Genomic DNA, 20,425 nt, shown 5'->3' with positions numbered 1-20,425 from the left:
AATAATTTCCATATCATACGGCAATCTTGATTGCACCTGCCGTGCGCTACACCACACCCCAGCTCCGGGGTCAAGTCTGTCATTCGGACACGGCTTCGGCTGTGGTGCGTCGTAGCGTTCAGCTCGTGTCCGAATGTCAGACTTGACCCCGGAGTTTAGCCAAGGAAATCGAGCAGGGTTGCGGCGACCACCTTGGTGGCTTTGCGCAGGTCTTCGAGGTTGAGGCGCTCGTCCGCCTTCTTGGCATTCGATTCGGGAACCGTGCGCGGACCGGCGCCGTACAGCACCGCCGGGATACCGTGTTCGCCGTACAGGCGCGCGTCCGCGTACAGCGGCGTACCCTGCGCCGGAATCAGCTCTCCGATATAGGTTTGGGCGTTTTGCTGCAGGCTGGCGACCAGCTTTTCCGTTCCCGGCTGCTCGCGCAGCGCGTGCGACAGCAGCAGGCGCTTGACTTCCAGGCTAATGCCGGGAATGCCGCGCACCGCGTTTTCGATCATCGCGCGCACCTGCGCCTCGACCTCCGCCGGCTCCTCTTCCGGAATCATGCGACGGTCCATCTTCAGCACCACCTTGCCCGGTACGACGTTGGTGTTGGTGCCGCCGTCGATGCGGCCCACCAGCATCGTCGGCGAGTCGATACCGGCGATCTTGGACTTGATCTTCTTTAGCTCCGGCAGCTGGTCGTAGATGGCATTCAGGATTTTCGTCGCCGCCTGCAGCGCGTCGTGGCCCGTTTCCGGCATCGCGCCGTGGCCGGATTTGCCGTTGACCGTGATCTCCAGTTGCAGGCAGGCGTTGTGCGCGGTGACGATGTTGTAACTGAAGCCCGCCGCGATGACGTAATCGGGCTTGGTCAGCTTTTGCTCCAGCAGCCATCCGGGGCCGAGCAGGCCGCCGAATTCCTCGTCATAGGTGAAATGCAGTTCCAGGCCACCCTTGAGCGGTACGCCCAGCGCTTCCAGCGCGCGGGTGGCGAAGATGTAGGTGGCGAAGTCGCACTTGGAGACGGCGGCCGCGCGCCCGTAGATATAGCCGTTTTCCACCACGCCGCCGTAGGGCGGATAGGTCCAGTTGTCGCCCGGCGGGACCACGTCGCCGTGCGCGTTCAGCGCCACCGTCGGACCGCCCGCCTCGTACGGACGGCGGACGATCAGGTTGGTGATCGTCTCCATGCCGTAGTCGCGCACCACCTGTTGCGGCACCGCGTGCTTCTCGGCGCTCCAGCCATAGGCCTTGACCAGATCAGCCACCATGTCCGCGTGCGGCGCGTTGTTGCCGGGCGGCGTATCGGTCGGCACGCGCAATAACTGCTGCAAAACGCCGACCTCCTCGTCGAAGTGGTCATCGATCCATTTGGCCAGTTGCTCCTTGATGCCGTTCATAGTCGCTTCCTTTATTTTGCACCGGCTTCGTACCAGGCGGCGATTTGCGCCCGTTCCGCATCGGTCATTTGGGTCAGGTTCGCCAACGGCATGGCTTTGAGCTGGACCGTCTGCTTGTAGATTTTCTCGGCATTCTGATGGATTTCGGCGTCGTTCTCAAGCATCACCCCCAAAGGCGCCGCCGCGAAGCCGGGTTGTGTCGGCCGTTCGGCATGGCAGGAGGCGCAGCGGTGCGCGATGATGGCCTTCACTTTGGCGAATTCCGCCGCCGGATCGGCCGCCGGCGCCACCGCCACCGGATGGGCCGGAGCGATCGCCACGGCCACTGCCATCAGCAGCGCGACGCCGATCGCCGGATAGCGCCACTCGACGCGGCCCTTGTGGCGCAGATTGAAGAAGTGGCGAATGAAGACGCCAGCCGCCATGATAAACGCCAGCACCAGCCACGCATGATCGTGACGATAAGTCATCGCGTAATGGTTACTGATCATGATGAACAGCACCGGCAACGTGAAGTAGTTATTGTGGACGCTGCGCTGCTTGGCCTTCTGACCATGGACAGGATCGGGCATGCGGCCAGCCGACATGGCCTCGACCATCTTGCGCTGGCCCGGGATGATCAGCATCAGCACATTGCCGACCATGATGGTGCCGATCAGCGCGCCGACGTGGATGTAGGCGGCGCGCCCGCTCAGCACATGCGTCAACCCATAGGCCGCCGCCACGATCAGCACAAATACCACGATGCCGAACCACAGGTCATGCTTGCCCAGCGGGGAGCGGCACAGCAGGTCGTACACCGTCCAGCCGACGACCAGGGTGCCTACGCCGATGCCGATCGCCTGCAGGCTGCTGATGTCCGCCACGGATTTATCGATCATCATCGCCTGGGCGTTGAAGTAGTAGGCGATGGTCAGCAGCGCGATACCGGACAGCCAGGTCGAATAGGCTTCCCATTTGAACCAGTGCAGTTCCTTCGGCAGCTCCGCCGGGGCGACCAGGTATTTTTGCGGGTTATAGAAGCCGCCGCCGTGCACCGCCCACAGTTCGCCCGACACGCCCTTCTTCGCCAGCTCGGAACCCGGCGCGGGCGGACGGATCGAGTTATCCAGCCAGACGAAGTAGAACGAGGCGCCGATCCAGGCGATGCCGGTGATGACGTGCAGCCAGCGGACGATCAGGTTCAGCCACTCAAGGCCGTACGGGATCAGATAGGCGAATAATTCCATGGATTCTTTCCGGTCGAGGATGTGGCTAATTTACAGAAGATAAACGGATTTGATACCGGCCACATGAAGATTAGAGTATATTGAACATATCGATTTTCGTATAAACCTTCAATTCAAGCGCTTATAGTTCATGGCCGCCCTGCCGCAACACCTGGACCTCCACCTGATCCGCATCCTCTACCTGCTGCTGGTGGAGAAAAACGTCTCCCGCGTCGCCCTCAAACTGAATCAGCCGCAGCCCTCGATCTCCGCCTCGCTGCGCAAGCTGCGCGAGCTGACCGGCGATCCGCTGCTGGTGCGCGGCGCGCGCGGCATGGTGCCCACCCAGCACGGCGAAAGCCTGCTGATCCCGGCCAAGCGCATTCTCGACGAAACCGAAAGCCTGTTCCTCAAGAAGTCGCCCTTCGTCCCGCAGGAGGAGGCGCGCACCTTCCACATCGCCGCGCCGGATTACCTGGACAGCCAGTTCCTGCCCAACCTGGTGGCGCTGCTGCGACGCGGTTCGCCCAACAGTCGCGTGAAAATCCACAGCCTGGGGCCTGGTGTCGACTACGTGCGCCTGCTCTCCGACGGCGACATGGACCTGGTCATCGCCAACTGGGACGAGCCGCCCGAGCACCTGCACATGTCCAAGCTGTTCGAAGACCCGATCATCTGCGTGATGCGCGCCGACTGCCCGTACGCGCTGCGCACCGCCAACGACGCCATGACGCTCAACGAGTACCTGGCCCTGCCCCACGTGGCGCCGACCCAGATCCTGCCCGGATATCACGGCGTCATCGACGACTATCTGGAGCGCCAGGATTTGCAGCGCAACGTTGTCGTCGAATCGGCCTACTTCGGCCTGATCCCCTACATGCTGACCCAGACAGACCTGGTGCTGACCACCGGCCGCCAGTTCGTCCGCTACTACGAAAAACAGATGGCGCTGAAAACCTATACGGTGCCGGTCAAGTTCCCGGCGATGCGCTTCTACCAGCTGTGGCACGAACGCGTGCACCAGGCGCCCGAGCACAAATGGCTGCGCGAGCAGGTAGCCGCCGCCGCCAAGGCGCTGATCCAGAAGTAAGCCACGCGAAGTACGCCGTACGATATACATCTTACGGCATACCGCGTATATCGCGCGAGCGCCGACGCGGTTATGATAAGGGTTCGATACCGGATACCACGCCATGACCACACTCTCCGATTTAAACAGCTGCGACGCCGCTACCTTCGTCGAGCACCTGCGCGGCATCTATGAGCACTCGCCCTGGATACCGCAGCGGGCGGCGGCGCAACGTCCCTTCGCCAACGCCACCGCGCTGAAGCTGGCGTTACAGGACGTGGTCAGCGCCGCTACCCTGGACGAGCAACTCGGTTTGATCCGCGAACACCCGGAACTGGCCGGCAAAGCCGCAGTCGCCGGCCAGCTGACCGCCGAATCGACCAGCGAACAGGCCAGGTCCGGGCTGCACCTGTGCAGCGCCGAGGAATTCGCCACGCTGCACCGGCTCAACGCCGACTACAACGCCAAATTCGGCTTTCCGTTCATCCTGGCGGTCAAAGGACCGGACGGACAGGGGCTGACGCGGCGCCACATCATCGCCACCTTCACGCGGCGTTTGAAGAACCAGCGCGCCGACGAAATCGCCGAGTGCCTGCGGCAGATCAAGCGCATCGCCGAGATCCGCCTAAACGACCTGCTGGGAGTGGCCCTGGACTTCGGCCCGGCGATCATGCAGTGGTCCGAGATCATCGGCGCCTGGAGCGACGCGGACAACGGGGGCGACGCGGACTTCGACCTGACTTGCGCCTATATGACGCCGGCGCATCGCCGCACCGCCGCGCAACTGGCGGAATGGATGCGCGAAGCCGGCATGGAGGCGCATATCGACAACGTCGGCAATGTGGTCGGCGTATACCGCTCCGACGTTCCGGGCGCCAAAACGCTGATGACCGGCTCGCACTACGACACGGTGCGCAATGGCGGCAAATACGATGGCCGGCTCGGTATCCTGCTGCCGATCGCCATCGTGCGCCATCTGCACCAGCGCGGCGAGAAGCTGCCGTATCACTTCGAGATCGTCGGTTTCGCCGAGGAGGAAGGAGTGCGTTTCAAGAGCACTTTCCTGGGCAGCAACGCGGTGACCGGTCGTTTCGATCTGTCGCTGCTGGACCAGACCGACGCCGACGGCATCGCGATGCGCGACGCGCTGCTGGCGGCCGGCCATGACGTATCGCGCATTCCCGCGATCGCGCGCGATCCGGCGCAGTTGCTTGGCTTTGTCGAAGTGCATATCGAGCAGGGGCCGGTGCTGCTGGAACGGGATCTGGCGCTGGGCGTGGTGACGGCCATCGCCGGCAGCTCGCGTTACCTCGTCGAGCTGACCGGATTGGCCAGCCACGCAGGCACCACGCCGATGACGATGCGTAAGGACGCTGCCGCAGCGGCGGCGGAGATCGTGCTGCTGGTGGAGCGGCGTTGCGGGCAAGGTGTGGCGTTGGTTGGAACCGTTGGGCAGTTGCAGGTGCCGGGTGGTTCGGTCAACGTGGTGCCTGGGGCGTGCAAATTGTCGCTGGACATCCGCGCGGCCGACGACGCGGTCAGGCAGGCCGCCGTCAAGGATGTATTGGATGGCATCGCAAAGATTTGCGCGCGGCGCCAGGTTGAATTCAGTTTGCAGCGGATCGTCGATGCGGCGGCGGCGCCGTGTGCACCGAGGTTGATGGACCAGTTGGGGGCGGCGATCGAGCGGGCGGGTTTGCCGCGCTTTGATTTGCTGTCCGGCGCCGGGCATGATGCGATGGCGATGGCGGCGATAACGGATGTGGCGATGCTGTTCACGCGCTGCGGCAATGGTGGCATCAGCCACAATCCGCTGGAGACGATGACGGCCGACGATGCCGATATCGCGGCGCAGGTGCTGCTGGATTTCTTGCGCAGCTACGGTTCCACGTAGGGCGGATTAGGCGGAACGCCGTAATCCGCCATGGTTGGGCCGTCGGCGGCGTATGCATGGCGGATTACGCGCTTCGCGCTAATCCGCCCTACGTGGATCTGAGGTGACTTTAAGCCGCAATTCTGACGCCATTTCCGCGATCACTGTGGCCCAGCCACCGCCCGGCGGCTGCCGGAACAATCGCATCGACGGATACCACGGCGTATCGCTGCGCTCCGTCAGCCAGCGCCAGTCGCAGCGATGATCCGGCAGCAGCAGCCAGCACGGCTTGCCCAGCGCGCCCGCCAGGTGCGCCACCGCCGTATCGACACTGATCACCAAATCCAGATTGGCGATGACGCCGGCCGTATCGGCAAAGTCCTGTAGACGCGGCGCAATCGCTTGCAGCGTCATCCCCGCTGGTGGCGTCAGCGCCTCCGCCTCGCTATCACCCTTCTGCAGGCTGACCAAATGCAGCGCTCCATGGTGAGAGATGTCCGCCAGCGGCAATAGCGTATGCAACGAGGGCAGCGAACGCTCGGCGTCATTCTCAAACTGAGGATTGCCTTTCCAAACCAAACCAACCCGCAATCCCTTTTGAGGCAGCATGCCGGCCCAGTAGCGCACCAGCTCAGGATCGGGCGTGATATAGGGCGCCGAAGGTATGTTGGATAAGTCGGTGCTGAACATCGCCGGCAACCGCATAGGATGCGTCCAAAAATCCCAACCGCTGCCGGGCACCGCACCCTGCTGGACGTAGACCTCATCGACGCCATCCAACCCAGCCATCAGGCGCCGCAGCGCCGGCGGACATGCCACCGCGACGCGGACCGCGCCCGCCCCCTTCAACTTCGCGGCGTACCGACTGAAATGGATCATGTCGCCCTGCCCGGCCTCGGACACGATCACCACCGCTTTGCCTGACAGCGATTCGCCTTCCCACGGCGGGCAATTAAAGGGCTGCGCGAGACTGTCGAAGTGCCAGCGCGACTCCAGCAGCGGCCAGCCCTCGGAAAACCGGCCTTGTCGCAACAGGATGTAAGCGAGATTGAACTGCGCCCTGGGATAGTCCTCGTCCAGTTCCAGCGCGCGGCGGTAGCACGCCTCCGCCTCCTGCTCGCGCTGCAAGCACGCTAGCAGCACGCCCAACTGGCTCCATGCGGACGGCGACTCGGGTGCGATATCGAGCGCCATGCGCACGGCAGCTTCCGACTCGTCGAAGCGCTTGGACTTCTGCAAAAGTACGCCGAGATTTTGATATAGCTGCGCGTTATCGGGCAGCAGCGCGAGCGCTTGCAGATAGTGGAACTCGGCCTCCAGCAAGTCCCCGCGCAGCTCTTTCAGATAACCGAGATTGGCGCGCGCGCCGGCGTGCTCCGGCTGTAGCGCTATGGCCTGCCAAAAGCACTCTTCGGCGCCGAGCGCGTCGCCGACGGCCATACGCCGGTTGCCATCGAGGTAGGCTTGCTGTGGGTCTGTATACTCTCACACTACCCGCGCGCGCTCCAGCATCGCGTGCAGCAGCACGTTGCAGCCGGCTTCCAGATGCTCGGACTTGGCGTCCTCGATCTCGTTGTGGCTGATGCCGTCCTTGCATGGCACGAAGATCATGCCGGACGGCGCCAGACGCGCGGCGTAGATCGCATCGTGGCCGGCCCCGGACACCACGTCCATCGTCGAATATCCCAGCTTGGCGGTGGCGTTGCGCACGGCGTCAACGCAGTCCGGATGGAACGGGCAAGGCGGATAGTAGGACACGCGCTCGATCGAAATCCCCAAGCCACTGTCGGCGCGGGTCTTGTCGATAAAGGCCAGCATCTCCTCGTGCATGGTATTGAGCAGTTCATCGTTCACGTTGCGCAAGTCGATGCTGAATTTGACTTCGCCCGGAATCACATTGCGGCTGTTCGGGAACACCTGCACCATGCCTACCGTGCCGCGGCCATAAGGCGGATAGCGGTTGGCGATGGCCACCACCTCCTGCATGATGCGCGTCGATACCTGCAGCGCGTCCTTGCGCAATCCCATCGGCGTCGGGCCGGCATGCGCCTCCATGCCGCTGACCACGCAGTCGTACCACGAAAGACCCATCACAGCCGGCACCACGCCGATCACCTTGTCGGCGTCTTCCAGCACCGGACCCTGTTCGATATGGGTCTCGAAGTAGGCGCCGATCGGATGCTGGCCCGGCACCTGGTCACCCTTGTAGCCGATGCGCGCCAGTTCCTCGCCCACCGTCTTGCCTTCGGTGTCCTTGGCCGCGTAGGCCGTCTCCAGGCTGAAGGCGCCGCAGAACACGCCGGAACCCATCATCACAGGGACGAAGCGCGAGCCTTCTTCGTTGGTCCAAAAGGCCACTTCGATCGGCGCCTCGGTCTTGATCTTCAGATCGTTCAATGTGCGCACCACCTCCAGGCCGGCCAGCACGCCGTAGTTACCGTCGAACTTCCCGCCGGTGGGCTGGGTGTCGATATGGCTGCCGGTCATAATCGGCGGCAGCGCGTTGTTGGTGCCGTCGCGGCGCATGAAGACGTTGCCGATCTGGTCGATCGTGATCGACATGCCGGCGTCCTTGGCCCAGCCGACCACCAGGTCGCGGCCCTGCTTGTCCAGGTCCGTCAACGCCAGGCGTTTGACGCCGCCTTTCGGCGTTGCGCCGATCCGGGCCAGTTCCATCAGCGCCGCCCACAGACGGTCGCCATTGATGCGCATTTCACTCATAACCTGCTCCTGTGTTGATTAACGCGCCGACGTGGCTTTGAATGCGGGACGATCGATGTGGCGGCCGGCGCCCTCCACCGCCATCAGCACGCCGCGATGGAAAACGACGTTACCGGCGGCCAGCGTGGTGCTGGGGATGCCGCGCACGGTGCGGCCTTCGAAGACGTTAAAGCCGCCCTTGGCGAACTGGGTCAGCGACGAAATCGTGCGGGTGCCTTCCGGGTCCCAGACGACGATGTCGGCATCGGAACCGACCGCGATCAGTCCTTTGCGCGGATACATATTAAAAATCTGCGCGGTATTGGTCGACGTGACCTTGACGAATTCCGAAGGCGTCAGCATGCCGCTGTTGACACCCGCATCCCAGATCACCGACATGCGGTCCTCGACGCCACCGCAACCGTTCGGAATCTTGGTGAAGTCGTCCTTGCCGGCCGCCTTCTGCTCCGCGCAGAAGGTGCAGTGGTCGGTGGCCGTGGTGTGCAGGTTGCCGCTTTGCAGACCATGCCACAGCGCGGCCTGGTGATGCTTGCTGCGAAAAGGTGGGCTCATGACGTGGGCGGCGGCGTATTCAAGGTCATCGCTCTGGTAGACGCTTTCGTCGATAAGAAGATGGCCGGCCAGCGCCTCGCCGTAGACCCGCTGGCCGTTGGCGCGCGCGCGCGTGATCGCATCCAGCGATTCGGCGCAGGATACGTGCACGATGTAGACCGGCGTGTTGAGCACATTGGCGATGGCGATGGCGCGGTTGGCCGCTTCCGCCTCCACTGCCGGAGGGCGCGACAGCGGATGCGAACTCGGTCCGGTCAAGCCCTTCTTCAGCAAATCCTGCTGCAACTGATAAACCAGTTCGCCGTTCTCCGCGTGCACCGTGGGAATGGCGCCCAACTCCAGCGAGCGGCGGAAGCTCTTTACCAGCGTTTCGTCGTCGGCCATGATGGCGTTTTTGTACGCCATGAAGTGCTTGAAACTGTTGACGCCATGGTCGCGCACCAGGATTTCCATGTCGCGGTGCACGGTCTCGTCCCACCACGTGATCGCCACGTGGAAGGTGTAGTCGCCGGCGGCCTTTTGGGCCCAACCGCGCCACTGGTGATAGGCCTCGATCAGGTTCTGACCGGGCGCCGGAATCACGAAGTCGATGATGGTGGTGGTGCCGCCAGCCAGCCCGGCGGCGGTGCCGGTATAAAAGTCGTCCTGCGTGACGGTGCCCATGAAGGGCAGGTTCATATGGGTGTGCGGATCTATCCCGCCAGGCATGACGTACTGCCCGGTGGCGTCGATCACGCGCGCCGACGCCGGCGCATCCAGATTTTCGCCGACGGCGACGATCTTGTCGCCATAGCACAGCACATCGGCACGAAAGGCGCGGTCGGCGTTGACGACGGTACCGCCGCGGATGATAGTAGTCATTTACATCTCCTGAATCCTGGGAATCTTAGGGGTGGGCGGGCGCCCTCACCACGGGCACTGTCTTCCCCTTCATCATAACCCCATACACGATTGCGGAGATCACGATTCCGACGAACCATGCGTAGGTATAAATCGTTTTGAAACCCGCGCCCACGCCGGGGAACGACGCCGGGAAGGCGGCGTTGAGGAACCCTGGGATGTTCGGCACCACGCCGATGACGAAGGCCACCAGCGCGGCCACGTTCCAGCCGTTTCCGTACGAGTAGACGCCGTCCTCGCGATACAGCTCCGCCACATGCAGTTCGGTCTTGCGCACCATGTAGTAGTCGATGATCAGGATGCCGGCGATGGGCCCGAGCAGCGCCGAATAGCCGATCAACCAGGTGAAGACGTAGCCCTGGGTCGATTCGAGTATCTTCCACGGCATCATAAGGATGGCGATACCGGCGGTGATGTAGCCACCGGTCTTGTAGGAGATTTTTTTGGGCGAGAGCGCCGAAAAATCATACGCCGGTCCGACCAGATTGGCCGCCAGATTGACCGAGACGGTGTCGATCAACAAAATCAGCAGTGCCACCAGCACGGCGACGCCGGTCATGCGGCTCGCCAGGTCGACCGGGTCCCAGATCGCTTTGCCGTACAGGACGACAGTGGCCGAGGTGACGATCACCGCCATCGCCGCCAGCAGACCCATAGGAACAGGCAGGCCGACCGACTGCCCAATCACCTGGTCGCGTTGCGACTTGGCGAAGCGCGTGAAGTCGGGAATGTTCAACGCCAGGGTGGCCCAGAAGCCGACCATCGCCGTCAGCGAAGGCCAGAACACGGACCAGAACTGGCCTTCCTTCTTGCCGCCAGCGACAAACTGCGAAGGCGCCGACAACAGCTCGCCAAAGCCGCCGGCCTTGTTGTGCACCCACGCCAGCAGCACAAAGCAGATAGCGATCTTCAGCGGCGCGGTGTAGGTCTCCAGTTTGCGGATCGCGTCCATGCCGTGCACGATGTACCAGAACTGGATGGCCCAAAAGGCCAGGAAGCAAAGCAGCTGCGCGCCATTGATGCCGAGGAAGCCGAGTTTGGCCCCGCCGATTTCGCCGCCCATCATCACGCCGAGCAGCGTGTAGATCATCGAACCGCCGAACCAGGTCTGGATGCCGTACCAGCCGCAGGCGACGATAGCGCGCATCAGCGCCGGCAGCTTCGCACCGGCGGTGCCGAACGAGGCGCGCGCCAACACCGCATAAGGAATGCCGTACTTGGTGCCGGCGTGGCCGATCAGCAGCATCGGCAGCAGCACGATGGCGTTGGCGATGAACACCGTCAGCACCGCCTGGTAACCCGACATGCCCCCTTCGATCAAACTCGCCGACAGCGTGTACGCCGGAATGCACATCACCATGCCGACCCACAGCGACGCGAAGTGATACCAGCGCCAGGTGCGTTGCGCTTCGGTGGTCGGCGCAAGGTCTTCGTTCCAGAGTTGTGTGCTGCCAGAGAGTTCTTTGCTCACAGGGCGTTCTCCAAGGGTTGATCGTATGCGCTCACTACTGCAAGTTCCGTACCTTGATGCCGGCTTCCAACCCGCACGGCGCTCCGCCGGGGTCGTACCCCTTGGGGTACGACCCCTTTTTGCCTAGGGTTGGGTGCCGCGTCCACTCATACCGTCTCCGCAACCTTATCGGCGCGCGGGTTGCGCGGGTCCTGCGTCCAGTTCATGTAAGGCTTGCCGGTGTGCTGCGGCACCATCGTGATGCAACCCTGCACCGGGCAGGTGATCTCGCACAGGTTGCAGCCGACGCATTCCTCCTTGATCACCTCATAGGTGCGCACGCCCGCCGCGTCGATCAGCTGCGCGATCGACTGGTGCGACGTGTCCTCGCATGCCACATAACAGCGGCCGCACTTGATGCAGTCGTCCTGGTTGATGTGTGCGATCACCTGATAGTTCATGTTCAGGTACTTCCAGTCGGTGGTGTTGGGCACCGCCTTGCCGACGAACTGGCTGACGCTCGTGTAGCCCTTCTCGTCCATCCAGCGCGACAGGCCGTCCTTCATCTCTTCGACGATGCGGAAGCCGTGCAGCATGGCGGCCGTGCAGACCTGCACGCAGCCGGAACCGAGCGCCATGAATTCGGCCGCGTCGCGCCAGTTGCCGATGCCGCCGATGCCGGAGATCGGCAGGCCCTTGGTGGCCGGGTCGCGCGCGATCTCGGCGACCATGTTCAATGCGATCGGCTTGACCGCCGAACCGCAGTAGCCGCCATGCGTGCTGGCACCGCCGACGATGGGGAACGCCACCATCTGGTCCAGATCGAGATGCGTTATCGAGTTGATGGTGTTGATCAGCGAGACGGCGTCGGCGCCGCCGGCCTTGGCGGCGCGTGCCGGCGCGCGTACGTCGGTGATGTTGGGCGTCAGCTTGACGATGACCGGCAGCTTGCTGTGCGTCTTGCACCAACGCGTGACCATTTCCACGTATTCGGGAACCTGACCCACCGCGGCGCCCATGCCGCGTTCCGGCATGCCGTGCGGGCAGCCAAAATTCAATTCGATGCCGTCGGCGCCCGTGGCCTCCACCAGCGGCAGGATATCGGCCCACAGCTTTTCTTCGCACGGCAGCATCAGCGAGACGATGATCACGCGGTCGGGCCAATCCTTCTTGACCTGGGTGATCTCGCGCAGGTTGATGTCCAGCGAACGGTCGGTGATCAACTCAATGTTATTGAAGCCGAGGACCTCGCGGTTCTTGCCGTAATGCGCGGAGTAGCGCGACGAGACATTGACGGCAGCCGGATCTTCGCCGAGCGTCTTCCACACCACGCCGCCCCATCCCGCCTCGAAGGCGCGCACCACGTTGTAGGCCTTGTCGGTCGGTGGCGCGGAGGCCAGCCAGAATGGATTGATCGACTTGATGCCGCAGAATTCTATGCTCAGGTCAGCCATTATGCAGCCTCCACTTTCGATGCTTCGGTCATTGATGCTGTCATTGATTTGAGGTCTTCATGGATCGCGTGCGCCGCCAGCTTGCCATGCTGGACCGCCTGCACGGTCAGATCCTGGCCCGGCGCCACACAGTCGCCGCCGGCGTAGATCCCCGGCAGCACCGTGCGGAACTGATCGTCGACATAAATTTTGTCACCGTCGCGTTTCAGCGTTTTCGCCAGTGGATCGCTGATGCTCGTTTGGTCCATGCTCTGGCCGATGGCCTTGAAGATGGCGTCGGCCGCGATCTCGAAGGTCTCGCCGGTCCCGCCGAAGCGGCCGTCGACGATGGCGGTTTTCTCGAAGCGCATGCCGCGCACGCGGCCCGCTTCGTCCAGCAGCACCTGCTGCGGTTGCGCCCAGGTGCGCATGCGGACCTGGTTTTCCTTGGCGATGTGCTGTTCGTGTTCGGTGGCGCTCATCGCCTCGAAGCCGCGCCGGTACACCAGAGTGACCTCCTCCGCGCCGAGGCGCTGGATCTGCACCGCCATGTCGATGGCGGTATTGCCGGCGCCGATGACGATGGCACGGGATGGCAGCGGCAACTGGCTCAAATCATCCGCCTGGCGCAGCGCGGCGATGTAGTCGACGGCGGCCAGCAGGCCGGGGGCATCCTCGCCGGTCAACCCGAGCTGCTTGCTGGCGCCAAGGCCAAGGCCAAGGAACACCGCGTCGAACTGCGCGTGCAGGTCCTTCAGCTGCACGTTGCCGCCCAGGGTCTGGCCGTGGCGGATTTCGATGCCACCGATCGCCAGCAGGAAGTCCACTTCCTTCTGCGCGAAATTATCGGTCAGCTTGTACTTGGCGATGCCGTATTCATTGAGGCCACCCGATTTCTCGCGCGATTCGTAGATCACCACGTCGTTGCCCAACATCGCCAGCCGATGCGCGCACGACAGACCCGCCGGGCCGGCGCCGACAACAGCGATCTTTTTGCCGGTCGACGGGAAGCGTTTGAATGGATGCTCGTCGAGCGACATGTTGTCGATGGCGTAGCGCTGCAACAGGCCGATCTTCACCGGCTGGCCTTCGGCGTCGTGATTGCGCACGCAGGCGTCCTCGCACAGGATCTCGGTCGGGCAAACGCGGGCGCAACTGCCCCCCAAGATATTCTGCTTGAGGATACCGACCGCCGCGCCGTTGATATTACCGTCGTGGATATTGCGGATGAAGCTGGCGACGTCGATGTCCGACGGGCAGATGCGCGTGCACGGCGCATCGTAGCAGTACAGGCAGCGCGAACTCTCGATTGCGGCCTTGCGCGCGTTGAGTGCCGGCGCGAGATCGGTGAAGTGTTCCGCCAGCGCCGCATTGGCTTCCTTCGGATGCGGCATGTATTTCAGGGATTCGATCATCATTCATTTTCCTGGCTAATGGCTCGGTAGAATCGGACACCCCGGACGACGAATTCGTCCGACTACTTCATCTGAGGGAATGCAAATTCCGCGCCAGCACTCGCGGTGTTCGGCCAGCGCTGCATGACAGCCTTGTGGCGCGTGTAGAAACGCACGCCTTCGGGACCGTAGGCGTGATGGTCGCCGAACAGGCTGCGCTTCCAGCCGCCGAAACTGTTGAACGCCATTGGCACAGGCAGCGGCACGTTCACACCCACCATGCCGACCTGGATCTGGCGCACGAACTCGCGCGCCACGCCACCATCGCGCGTGTAGATCGCCACGCCGTTGCCGTACTCGTTGCGGTTGATCAGCTCCACCGCGCTGCCCACATCGGGCGAGCGCAGCATGCACAGCACGGGGCCGAAAATCTCTTCCTTGTAGATCGTCATATCGGGCGTGACGTGGTCGAACAAAGTACCGCCGACGAAGAAGCCGTTCTCGCGTCCCGGCACGATGTGGTTGCGGCCATCGACCACCAGTTTTGCGCCCTGCTCCACGCCTTCTCCGATCAAGCGCTCTATGCGCTGCTTGGCCGCGCTTGAAACGACAGGCCCCATTTCAGCGTCGTGCTCCATACCGTCGCGCACTTTCAGTGCGGCCGTGCGCTTTGCCAGTGCGTCGACGATTTTATCGCCCGCGTCGCCGACGGCGACCACCACCGAAATGGCCATGCAACGCTCGCCGGCCGAACCGTATGCGGCGCCCATCAACGCGTCGACCGTCATCTCCATATCGGCATCGGGCATCACCACCATGTGGTTCTTGGCGCCACCCAAAGCCTGCACGCGCTTGCCCGCAGCGCAGCCGCGCGCGTAGATATATTCGGCGATCGGCGTGGAGCCGACAAAGCTCAATGCCTGCACCACCGGATGATCGAGCAGCGCGTCGACAGTGGTTTTATCGCCTTGCACAACGTTGAATACCCCGTCCGGCAGACCGGCATCCTTCAGCAGCTTGGCGTGCAGGAGCGACGGCGACGGATCGCGTTCGGAAGGTTTGAGCACAAAGGTGTTACCGCAGGCGATAGCAACCGGGAACATCCACATCGGCACCATCACCGGGAAGTTAAACGGCGTGATGCCGGCGACCACGCCCAGCGCCTGGCGCATCGACCACGCGTCGATACCGCGCGAAATCTGATCGGTGAATTCGCCCTTCAGCATCTGCGGAATGCCGACCGCGAACTCCACCATCTCGATGCCGCGAGCGACTTCGCCCTGCGCATCGGCGAAGGTCTTGCCGTGTTCACGCGTCAGCATCGCCGCGAATTCGTCGACGTGCTGCTGGCACAGCTGCAGATACTTGAACAGAACGCGCGCGCGCGTCAGCGGCGGCGTCGCCGACCAGGCGGGGAAAGCCGCTTCTGCCGCGCGCACGGCGACGTCGACTTCTTCGACGGTGCCCAGCGCAACGCGTGCCACCGGTTCGCCCAGCGCCGGATTGAACACGTCCGCATAGCGGCCGCTTTGGGTGTCGACTTTGGCGCCGTTGATGAAGTGGGTGATGGTGTCAAGGTTGCTCATGGTGTTCTTCTTTCGTTATATCGTCTTATGGTCAGCCCAGCAGGCCGTCCGCGTCTACATAGGGGTAGCCCAGCGCATGCGCCACCGCTGCATAGGTGACGTGGCCCTGGCATACATTCAAGCCGTTCTTCAGATGGGCATTGGCTTTCAGCGCTTTTTGCCAGCCTTTGTCGGCCAGCGCCAGCGCGTGGGTGATCGTCGCGTTGTTCAACGCGAAGGTCGAGGTGCGGGCCACCGCGCCGGGCATGTTGGCCACGCAGTAGTGCACCACGCCGTCGACCACGAAGGTCGGGTCCTGGTGCGTGGTGGCGCGCGAGGTTTCGAAGCATCCTCCCTGGTCGATGGCGACGTCCACCACCACCGCGCCGGGCTTCATGCGCGAGATCATATTGCGCGTAACCAGCTTGGGCGCGGCAGCGCCGGGCACCAGCACCCCGCCGACGACTAGGTCCGCGTCCAGCACCGCCTGTTCGATCGAATGGGCGCTGGAGAACATCGTCGAGATGCGGTTGCCGTACACCAGATCGAGCTGGCGCAGGCGGTCGATGTTCTTGTCGAGGACCGTCACGCGCGCGCCGATGCCCACCGCCATCTGCAAGGCGTTGGTGCCGACCACGCCGGCGCCGATGATGGCGATATGGCCGGGCGCCACGCCGGGCACGCCGCCCAGCAAAAGCCCCATGCCGCCCTTGGATTTTTCCAGGTGCGCGGCACCGGCCTGGATCGACATGCGCCCCGCCACTTCGCTCATCGGCGCCAGCAACGGCAGGCCGCCGTTGTCACCGGTGATGGTTTCGTAGGCGATGCACACCGCGCCCGATTCGACCAGCGCCTTGGTTTGTTCGGCGTCCGGCGCCAGGTGCAGATAGGTGTAGAGGATCTGGTCCTTGCGCAGCATCGCGCATTCGTTCGGCTGCGGCTCCTTGACTTTGACGATCATGCCGGCGCGCGCGAAGATGTCCGGCGCGTTGTCGACGATTTCGGCGCCGGCGCCTTCATACATCGCGTCGGTCAGTCCGATGGCGGCGCCCGCGTCCTTTTGTACAAGGACTTGGTGGCCGCGCAGTACGAGTTCCTTCACGCTGGCCGGGGTAAGGCCAACGCGGGACTCATGGTTCTTGATTTCTTTTGGAACGCCTACCAGCATGATGGTCTCCTCGTTTTAATACCGCTCATTCCAGGTTTTTTAGTACCGTGGTCAGTTTCCCAAACAATTCATCGATATGTTTTTTCTCCAGCACCAGCGGCGGCGACAAGGCGATTGTGTCGCCCGTCGTGCGGATCAGGATGCCGTCGGCGAAGGCCTGCTTGAACGCGGTGAACGCGCGCACGCCCGGCTTGCCGGCGATGGGCGCCAGCTCGATGCCGGCGATCAGGCCAATGGTGCGGATGTCGATCACGTGCGGCAGGCCCTTGAGCGAATGCACGGCGTCGGCCCAGTACTCGGCCATGCCGGCCGCGTGCTCCAGGATGTTCTGCTCCTTGAACACCTCCAGGGTCGCCAGCGAAGCCGCGCATGCCACCGGATGGCCCGAATAGGTATAACCGTGGAACAGCTCAATGCCCGCTGGCGCATCCATGAAGGCGTCGTGGATATGCTGTTTGCTGAACACCGCGCCCATCGGAATCACGCCGTTGGTCAGCCCTTTGGCGGTGGTCATCATGTCTGGCTCGACGTCGAAATAGTCCGACGCGAACGGCGTCGTCAAACGTCCGAAGCCGGTGATCACCTCGTCGAAGATCAGCAGGATGCCGTGCTTGGTGCACAGCTCGCGCAGGCGCTTCAGATAGCCCTTGGGCGGTATCAGCACGCCGGTCGATCCGGCCACCGGTTCGACGATGACGGCGGCCACGGTGGAGGCGTCGTGCAGCGCGACGATGCGCTCCAGTTCATCGGCCAGCTCGGTGCCGTATTCCGGCTCGCCGCGGGTGTAGGCGTTCTTTTCGAGGTTGTGCGTGTGCGGCAGGTGGTCCACGCCGGGCAGCATGACGGTGTACTGTTTGCGGTTGCCGGCGATGCCGCCGACCGAGATGCCGCCGAAGCCGACGCCGTGGTAGCCGCGTTCACGGCCGATCAGCCGCGTGCGCGACGCCTCGCCGCGCGCCTTGTGGTACGCCAGCGCCATCTTCAGCGCGGTGTCCACGGCTTCGGAGCCGGAGTTGGTATAGAAGACGTGGCCGAAGCGGTGGTTGGTGTAGTCCATCAGCTTTTCGGCCAGGTCGAAGGCGGCCGGGTGGCCCATCTGGAAGGTCGGCGCGAAATCGAGCTGGCCGACCATCTCGCGCACGGCGGCGACGATCTTCGGCTGGGCGTGGCCGCACGGGACGCACCACAGGCCCGCCGTGCCATCGAGGATGCTGTTGCCGTCGACGTCCTTGTAGTACATGCCCTCGGCCGATACCAGCAGGCGGGGATGGGCTTTGAAGTCGCGGTTGTTCGTGAACGGCATCCAGAAGGACGCCATCGATTCTGGTCGTGATTCGTTCATGCATATCTCCTGTGGCGCCAAGCGGATTTTTTGACGAACCGTAAAAAAATTTACCAGTTGGCAAAATGATGATGCAATAATAGACAGCGCTACAACTATGGCACAGATACACAAATATCAAAACTGTCCAACCGTATTGGTAGTAAAAACAGTACAGTTTTGCTTTATGCCGCCTTTGGAGTCAAGGATGGAACAAGCGTCTGCTGCGATCGATCAATCCGCCAACGAACCATCTCAGCCGCCCGGCGCGGCCGGCTGGCCCGTCGTCGTCATAGAGCGCAGCGGCAAAGGCAGCCTCGTGGATCAGATCGTCTCTGCGATCAGCGCCATGGTCGGTGCGCGGGAGTTGCGCATCGGAACCAAAATGCCGTCCGTGCGGCAATTCGCCAAGTGTAATGGCGTCAGCACCTTTACAGTTGTGGAATCCTACGACCGCCTCGTCACCTTGGGGCTGCTGTCGTCGCGGCGCGGTTCCGGCTACTTCGTGGCGCGCCAGGACCTGCCGGCGGCGCTGCTGCCGCTGGCCGGCGAAGCCACGCCGACCGCCATCGACGCCCTCACCGCCCACCTGTACTCCGGCATGTCCGACGCGCTGGCGGTGGGCGCCGGCTGGCTGCCGCCGGAGTGGTACGGCGAGGACACCATCCTCGACGCCGTGCGCCACGCCATGCGCATCCCGGCCAACCGCCTGCGCGGCTACGGCCATCCGCTTGGCTTCCCGACCCTGCGCCAGCACCTTGCCGCCTGCCTGACCGAAGACCTGTTCCCGGTGGAGCCGGAGCAGATCCTGCTCACGCACGGCGCCACCCACGCGTTCGATCTGATCCTGCGCACGCTCACCCGGCCGGGCGACACCGTCTTGGTCGAGGACCCGGGCTACAGCAATCTGCTGTCGCTGATCCGCCACCACGGCTGCGTGGCGGTCGGCATCCCGCGCGGCGACCAGGGGCTGGACTTCGAGGCGCTGGCCAGGCAGGCCGCGCACACCCAGCCCAAACTCATGTTCGTCAACACGGTGCTGCAAAACCCGCTCGGCACCTCGCTCAGCGCGGCGCAGGCGCACCGCCTGCTGGGCCTCGCGGAGCAGTTCGACTTCTGGCTGGTGGAGGACGACATCTACCGCGAGCTGGCGCCGCGCGGCGAGGCCTCGCTGGCGGCGATGGACGGCCTGCGGCGCGTGATCCGCGTCGGCAGCTTCTCCAAAACCTTGTCGCCGGTGCTGCGGGTCGGCTCAATCTGCGCCTCGGCCTCGCTGCTGCCGGAGCTGGTGCGGGTCAAGATGCTGGCCGGGCTGACCACCTCCGAGATCAACGAGCGCGCCGTCTACCACGCCATCAGCGCGCGGCCCTACAAGCGCATGGTCGACAAGTTGATCGCCCAGCTGGAGGCGGGCCGCGAGCGCACCATCGAGAGCCTGCGCGGCGCCGGCATGACGCCGCTGGCCAAGCCGCGCGGCGGCATGTTCGTCAGCGCCGGCTGGCAGCAGGCGCCCAGCGCCGAATGGAACGGCCAGGTCATCGCCGATATGGCGCTGAAGGCCGGCATCCTGCTGTCGCCGTGCGAGTTCTTCATGCTGCGCCAGCCGGAGACGATCTGGTTCCGCTTCAACGTCGCCTACACCGACCACCCGCAACTACTGACCTTCCTGAGCCACATATGTCGACAGCCAAACTGACCGCAGCGCCCCCGCCGAAGATCAAACGGCGCGTCCTGAACCGCGACAAGCTCGAAGCGGAAATCGCCGCCGAGGCGGTGCGGGTGTTCGCCGAATGCGGCTACGAGGGCACGTCGATCGCCACCGTGGCGGAGAACGCCGGCCTGTCGAAACAGAACCTGATGTACTACTTCCCCACCAAGCAGTCGCTGTACCAGCGCGTGCTGGACGAGGTGCTCGACGAATGGCTGGAGCGCATGGAGAATCTGGCCGCCGAGGACCAGGAGCCGCGCGAAGTGCTGCGCACCTACGTGCAGGCCAAGTTGAAGTTCTCGCGCGAGCAGCCGTGGGCGTCGCGCGTTTACGCGATGGAGGTGATCAGCGGCGCGCAGCTGTACGGCGCGCAGATCCAAAGCCGCGTGGTGCCGCTGCTGCGCAGGGATATCGAGGTGTTTGAAAAATGGATCAGCGCCGGCAAGATCGCGCCGATCAACGCCACGCACCTGCTGTTCGCCATCTGGGCGATGACGCAGTCCTACGCCGACTTCTCGGCGCAGATGGCGCTGGTGTTAAACCGCAAGCAGCTGAACAAAAAAGACTTCGAGGATGCTGAAAAAGTCATCGTCGACATGGTGCTGGCGGCGATCAGCGTGCCGGCGCCATGATTTTTCCACGGCGTGCCATCATCACGCCGATCAACGCTACACCGGC

At 63.4% G+C, this 20,425-nt stretch carries 15 protein-coding genes; 4 read left to right on the top strand and 11 right to left on the bottom strand.

The annotated features are described in order from the left end of the window. Positions 1-155 precede the first annotated feature (155 nt). The gene (locus AC0IYS_RS06685; RefSeq protein ID WP_471704437.1) at positions 156-1,385 is read right to left on the bottom strand and encodes an ArgE/DapE family deacylase; all 1,230 of its coding nucleotides are present in this window, start codon (positions 1,383-1,385) and stop codon (positions 156-158) included. An 11-nt stretch (positions 1,386-1,396) separates the two neighbouring features. After that, positions 1,397-2,614: a urate hydroxylase PuuD gene (locus AC0IYS_RS06680; protein WP_471704436.1), complete on the bottom strand. Its 1,218-nt coding sequence runs from the start codon at positions 2,612-2,614 to the stop codon at positions 1,397-1,399. A 130-nt stretch (positions 2,615-2,744) separates the two neighbouring features. Here AC0IYS_RS06680 and AC0IYS_RS06675 point away from each other — a divergent pair, with 130 nt between their 5' ends. Together AC0IYS_RS06675 and AC0IYS_RS06670 are read left to right on the top strand one after the other, a co-directional pair. Next, on the top strand, positions 2,745-3,683 hold the full coding sequence (locus tag AC0IYS_RS06675; protein ID WP_471704435.1) for a LysR substrate-binding domain-containing protein: 939 nt from the start codon (positions 2,745-2,747) through the stop codon (positions 3,681-3,683). A gap of 103 nt (positions 3,684-3,786) precedes the next feature. Continuing rightward, the gene (locus AC0IYS_RS06670) at positions 3,787-5,556 is read left to right on the top strand and encodes an allantoate amidohydrolase (protein ID WP_471704434.1); all 1,770 of its coding nucleotides are present in this window, start codon (positions 3,787-3,789) and stop codon (positions 5,554-5,556) included. Between the two features lie 78 nt (positions 5,557-5,634). Here the strand turns inward: AC0IYS_RS06670 and AC0IYS_RS06665 are convergent, their stop codons facing one another. From AC0IYS_RS06665 to aptA, 9 genes are all read right to left on the bottom strand, one after another. After that, complete coding sequence (locus AC0IYS_RS06665) at positions 5,635-6,975, bottom strand: tetratricopeptide repeat protein (RefSeq protein WP_471704433.1); 1,341 nt, start codon at positions 6,973-6,975, stop codon at positions 5,635-5,637. Positions 6,976-7,020: 45 nt separating this feature from the next. Continuing rightward, complete coding sequence (locus tag AC0IYS_RS06660) at positions 7,021-8,256, bottom strand: Zn-dependent hydrolase (protein ID WP_471704432.1); 1,236 nt, start codon at positions 8,254-8,256, stop codon at positions 7,021-7,023. Positions 8,257-8,274: 18 nt separating this feature from the next. Beyond that, the gene (gene hydA, locus AC0IYS_RS06655; protein WP_471704431.1) at positions 8,275-9,669 is read right to left on the bottom strand and encodes a dihydropyrimidinase; all 1,395 of its coding nucleotides are present in this window, start codon (positions 9,667-9,669) and stop codon (positions 8,275-8,277) included. A 25-nt stretch (positions 9,670-9,694) separates the two neighbouring features. Continuing rightward, positions 9,695-11,179 carry an NCS1 family nucleobase:cation symporter-1 gene (locus AC0IYS_RS06650; protein ID WP_471704430.1) on the bottom strand — a complete coding sequence of 495 codons (1,485 nt, stop codon included), beginning with the start codon at positions 11,177-11,179 and terminating at the stop codon, positions 9,695-9,697. A gap of 146 nt (positions 11,180-11,325) precedes the next feature. Further along, positions 11,326-12,612, bottom strand: a complete 1,287-nt coding sequence (gene preA, locus AC0IYS_RS06645; RefSeq protein WP_471704429.1) for an NAD-dependent dihydropyrimidine dehydrogenase subunit PreA — start codon at positions 12,610-12,612, stop codon at positions 11,326-11,328. Next, positions 12,612-14,009, bottom strand: a complete 1,398-nt coding sequence (locus tag AC0IYS_RS06640; protein ID WP_471704428.1) for an NAD(P)-dependent oxidoreductase — start codon at positions 14,007-14,009, stop codon at positions 12,612-12,614. Before AC0IYS_RS06640 ends, preA begins: the two co-directional genes overlap by 1 nt. A gap of 59 nt (positions 14,010-14,068) precedes the next feature. Then, a complete protein-coding gene (locus AC0IYS_RS06635; protein ID WP_471704427.1) occupies positions 14,069-15,571 on the bottom strand; it encodes a CoA-acylating methylmalonate-semialdehyde dehydrogenase in 1,503 nt (500 codons plus the stop codon). Between the two features lie 31 nt (positions 15,572-15,602). Then, the gene (ald, locus tag AC0IYS_RS06630; RefSeq protein WP_471704426.1) at positions 15,603-16,718 is read right to left on the bottom strand and encodes an alanine dehydrogenase; all 1,116 of its coding nucleotides are present in this window, start codon (positions 16,716-16,718) and stop codon (positions 15,603-15,605) included. A gap of 25 nt (positions 16,719-16,743) precedes the next feature. Beyond that, positions 16,744-18,060 carry an omega-aminotransferase AptA gene (aptA, locus tag AC0IYS_RS06625; protein ID WP_471704425.1) on the bottom strand — a complete coding sequence of 439 codons (1,317 nt, stop codon included), beginning with the start codon at positions 18,058-18,060 and terminating at the stop codon, positions 16,744-16,746. A 187-nt stretch (positions 18,061-18,247) separates the two neighbouring features. On the opposite strand from aptA, the gene AC0IYS_RS06620 reads away from it, so the two are divergent. Both AC0IYS_RS06620 and AC0IYS_RS06615 read left to right on the top strand, forming a co-directional pair. After that, positions 18,248-19,735, top strand: coding sequence for an aminotransferase-like domain-containing protein (locus tag AC0IYS_RS06620; protein ID WP_471704424.1), 1,488 nt, complete (start codon positions 18,248-18,250; stop codon positions 19,733-19,735). Then, positions 19,717-20,379 (top strand): TetR family transcriptional regulator C-terminal domain-containing protein, encoded by a 663-nt coding sequence (locus AC0IYS_RS06615; protein ID WP_471704423.1) that lies wholly within the window; start codon positions 19,717-19,719, stop codon positions 20,377-20,379. Before AC0IYS_RS06620 ends, AC0IYS_RS06615 begins: the two co-directional genes overlap by 19 nt. Positions 20,380-20,425 lie beyond the last annotated feature (46 nt).

This window comes from Duganella sp. AC237 (genome assembly GCF_979254035.1).
The sequence above is the reverse complement of the archived record's forward strand: the minus strand, read 5'-3'. Positions and strand labels throughout refer to the sequence as shown.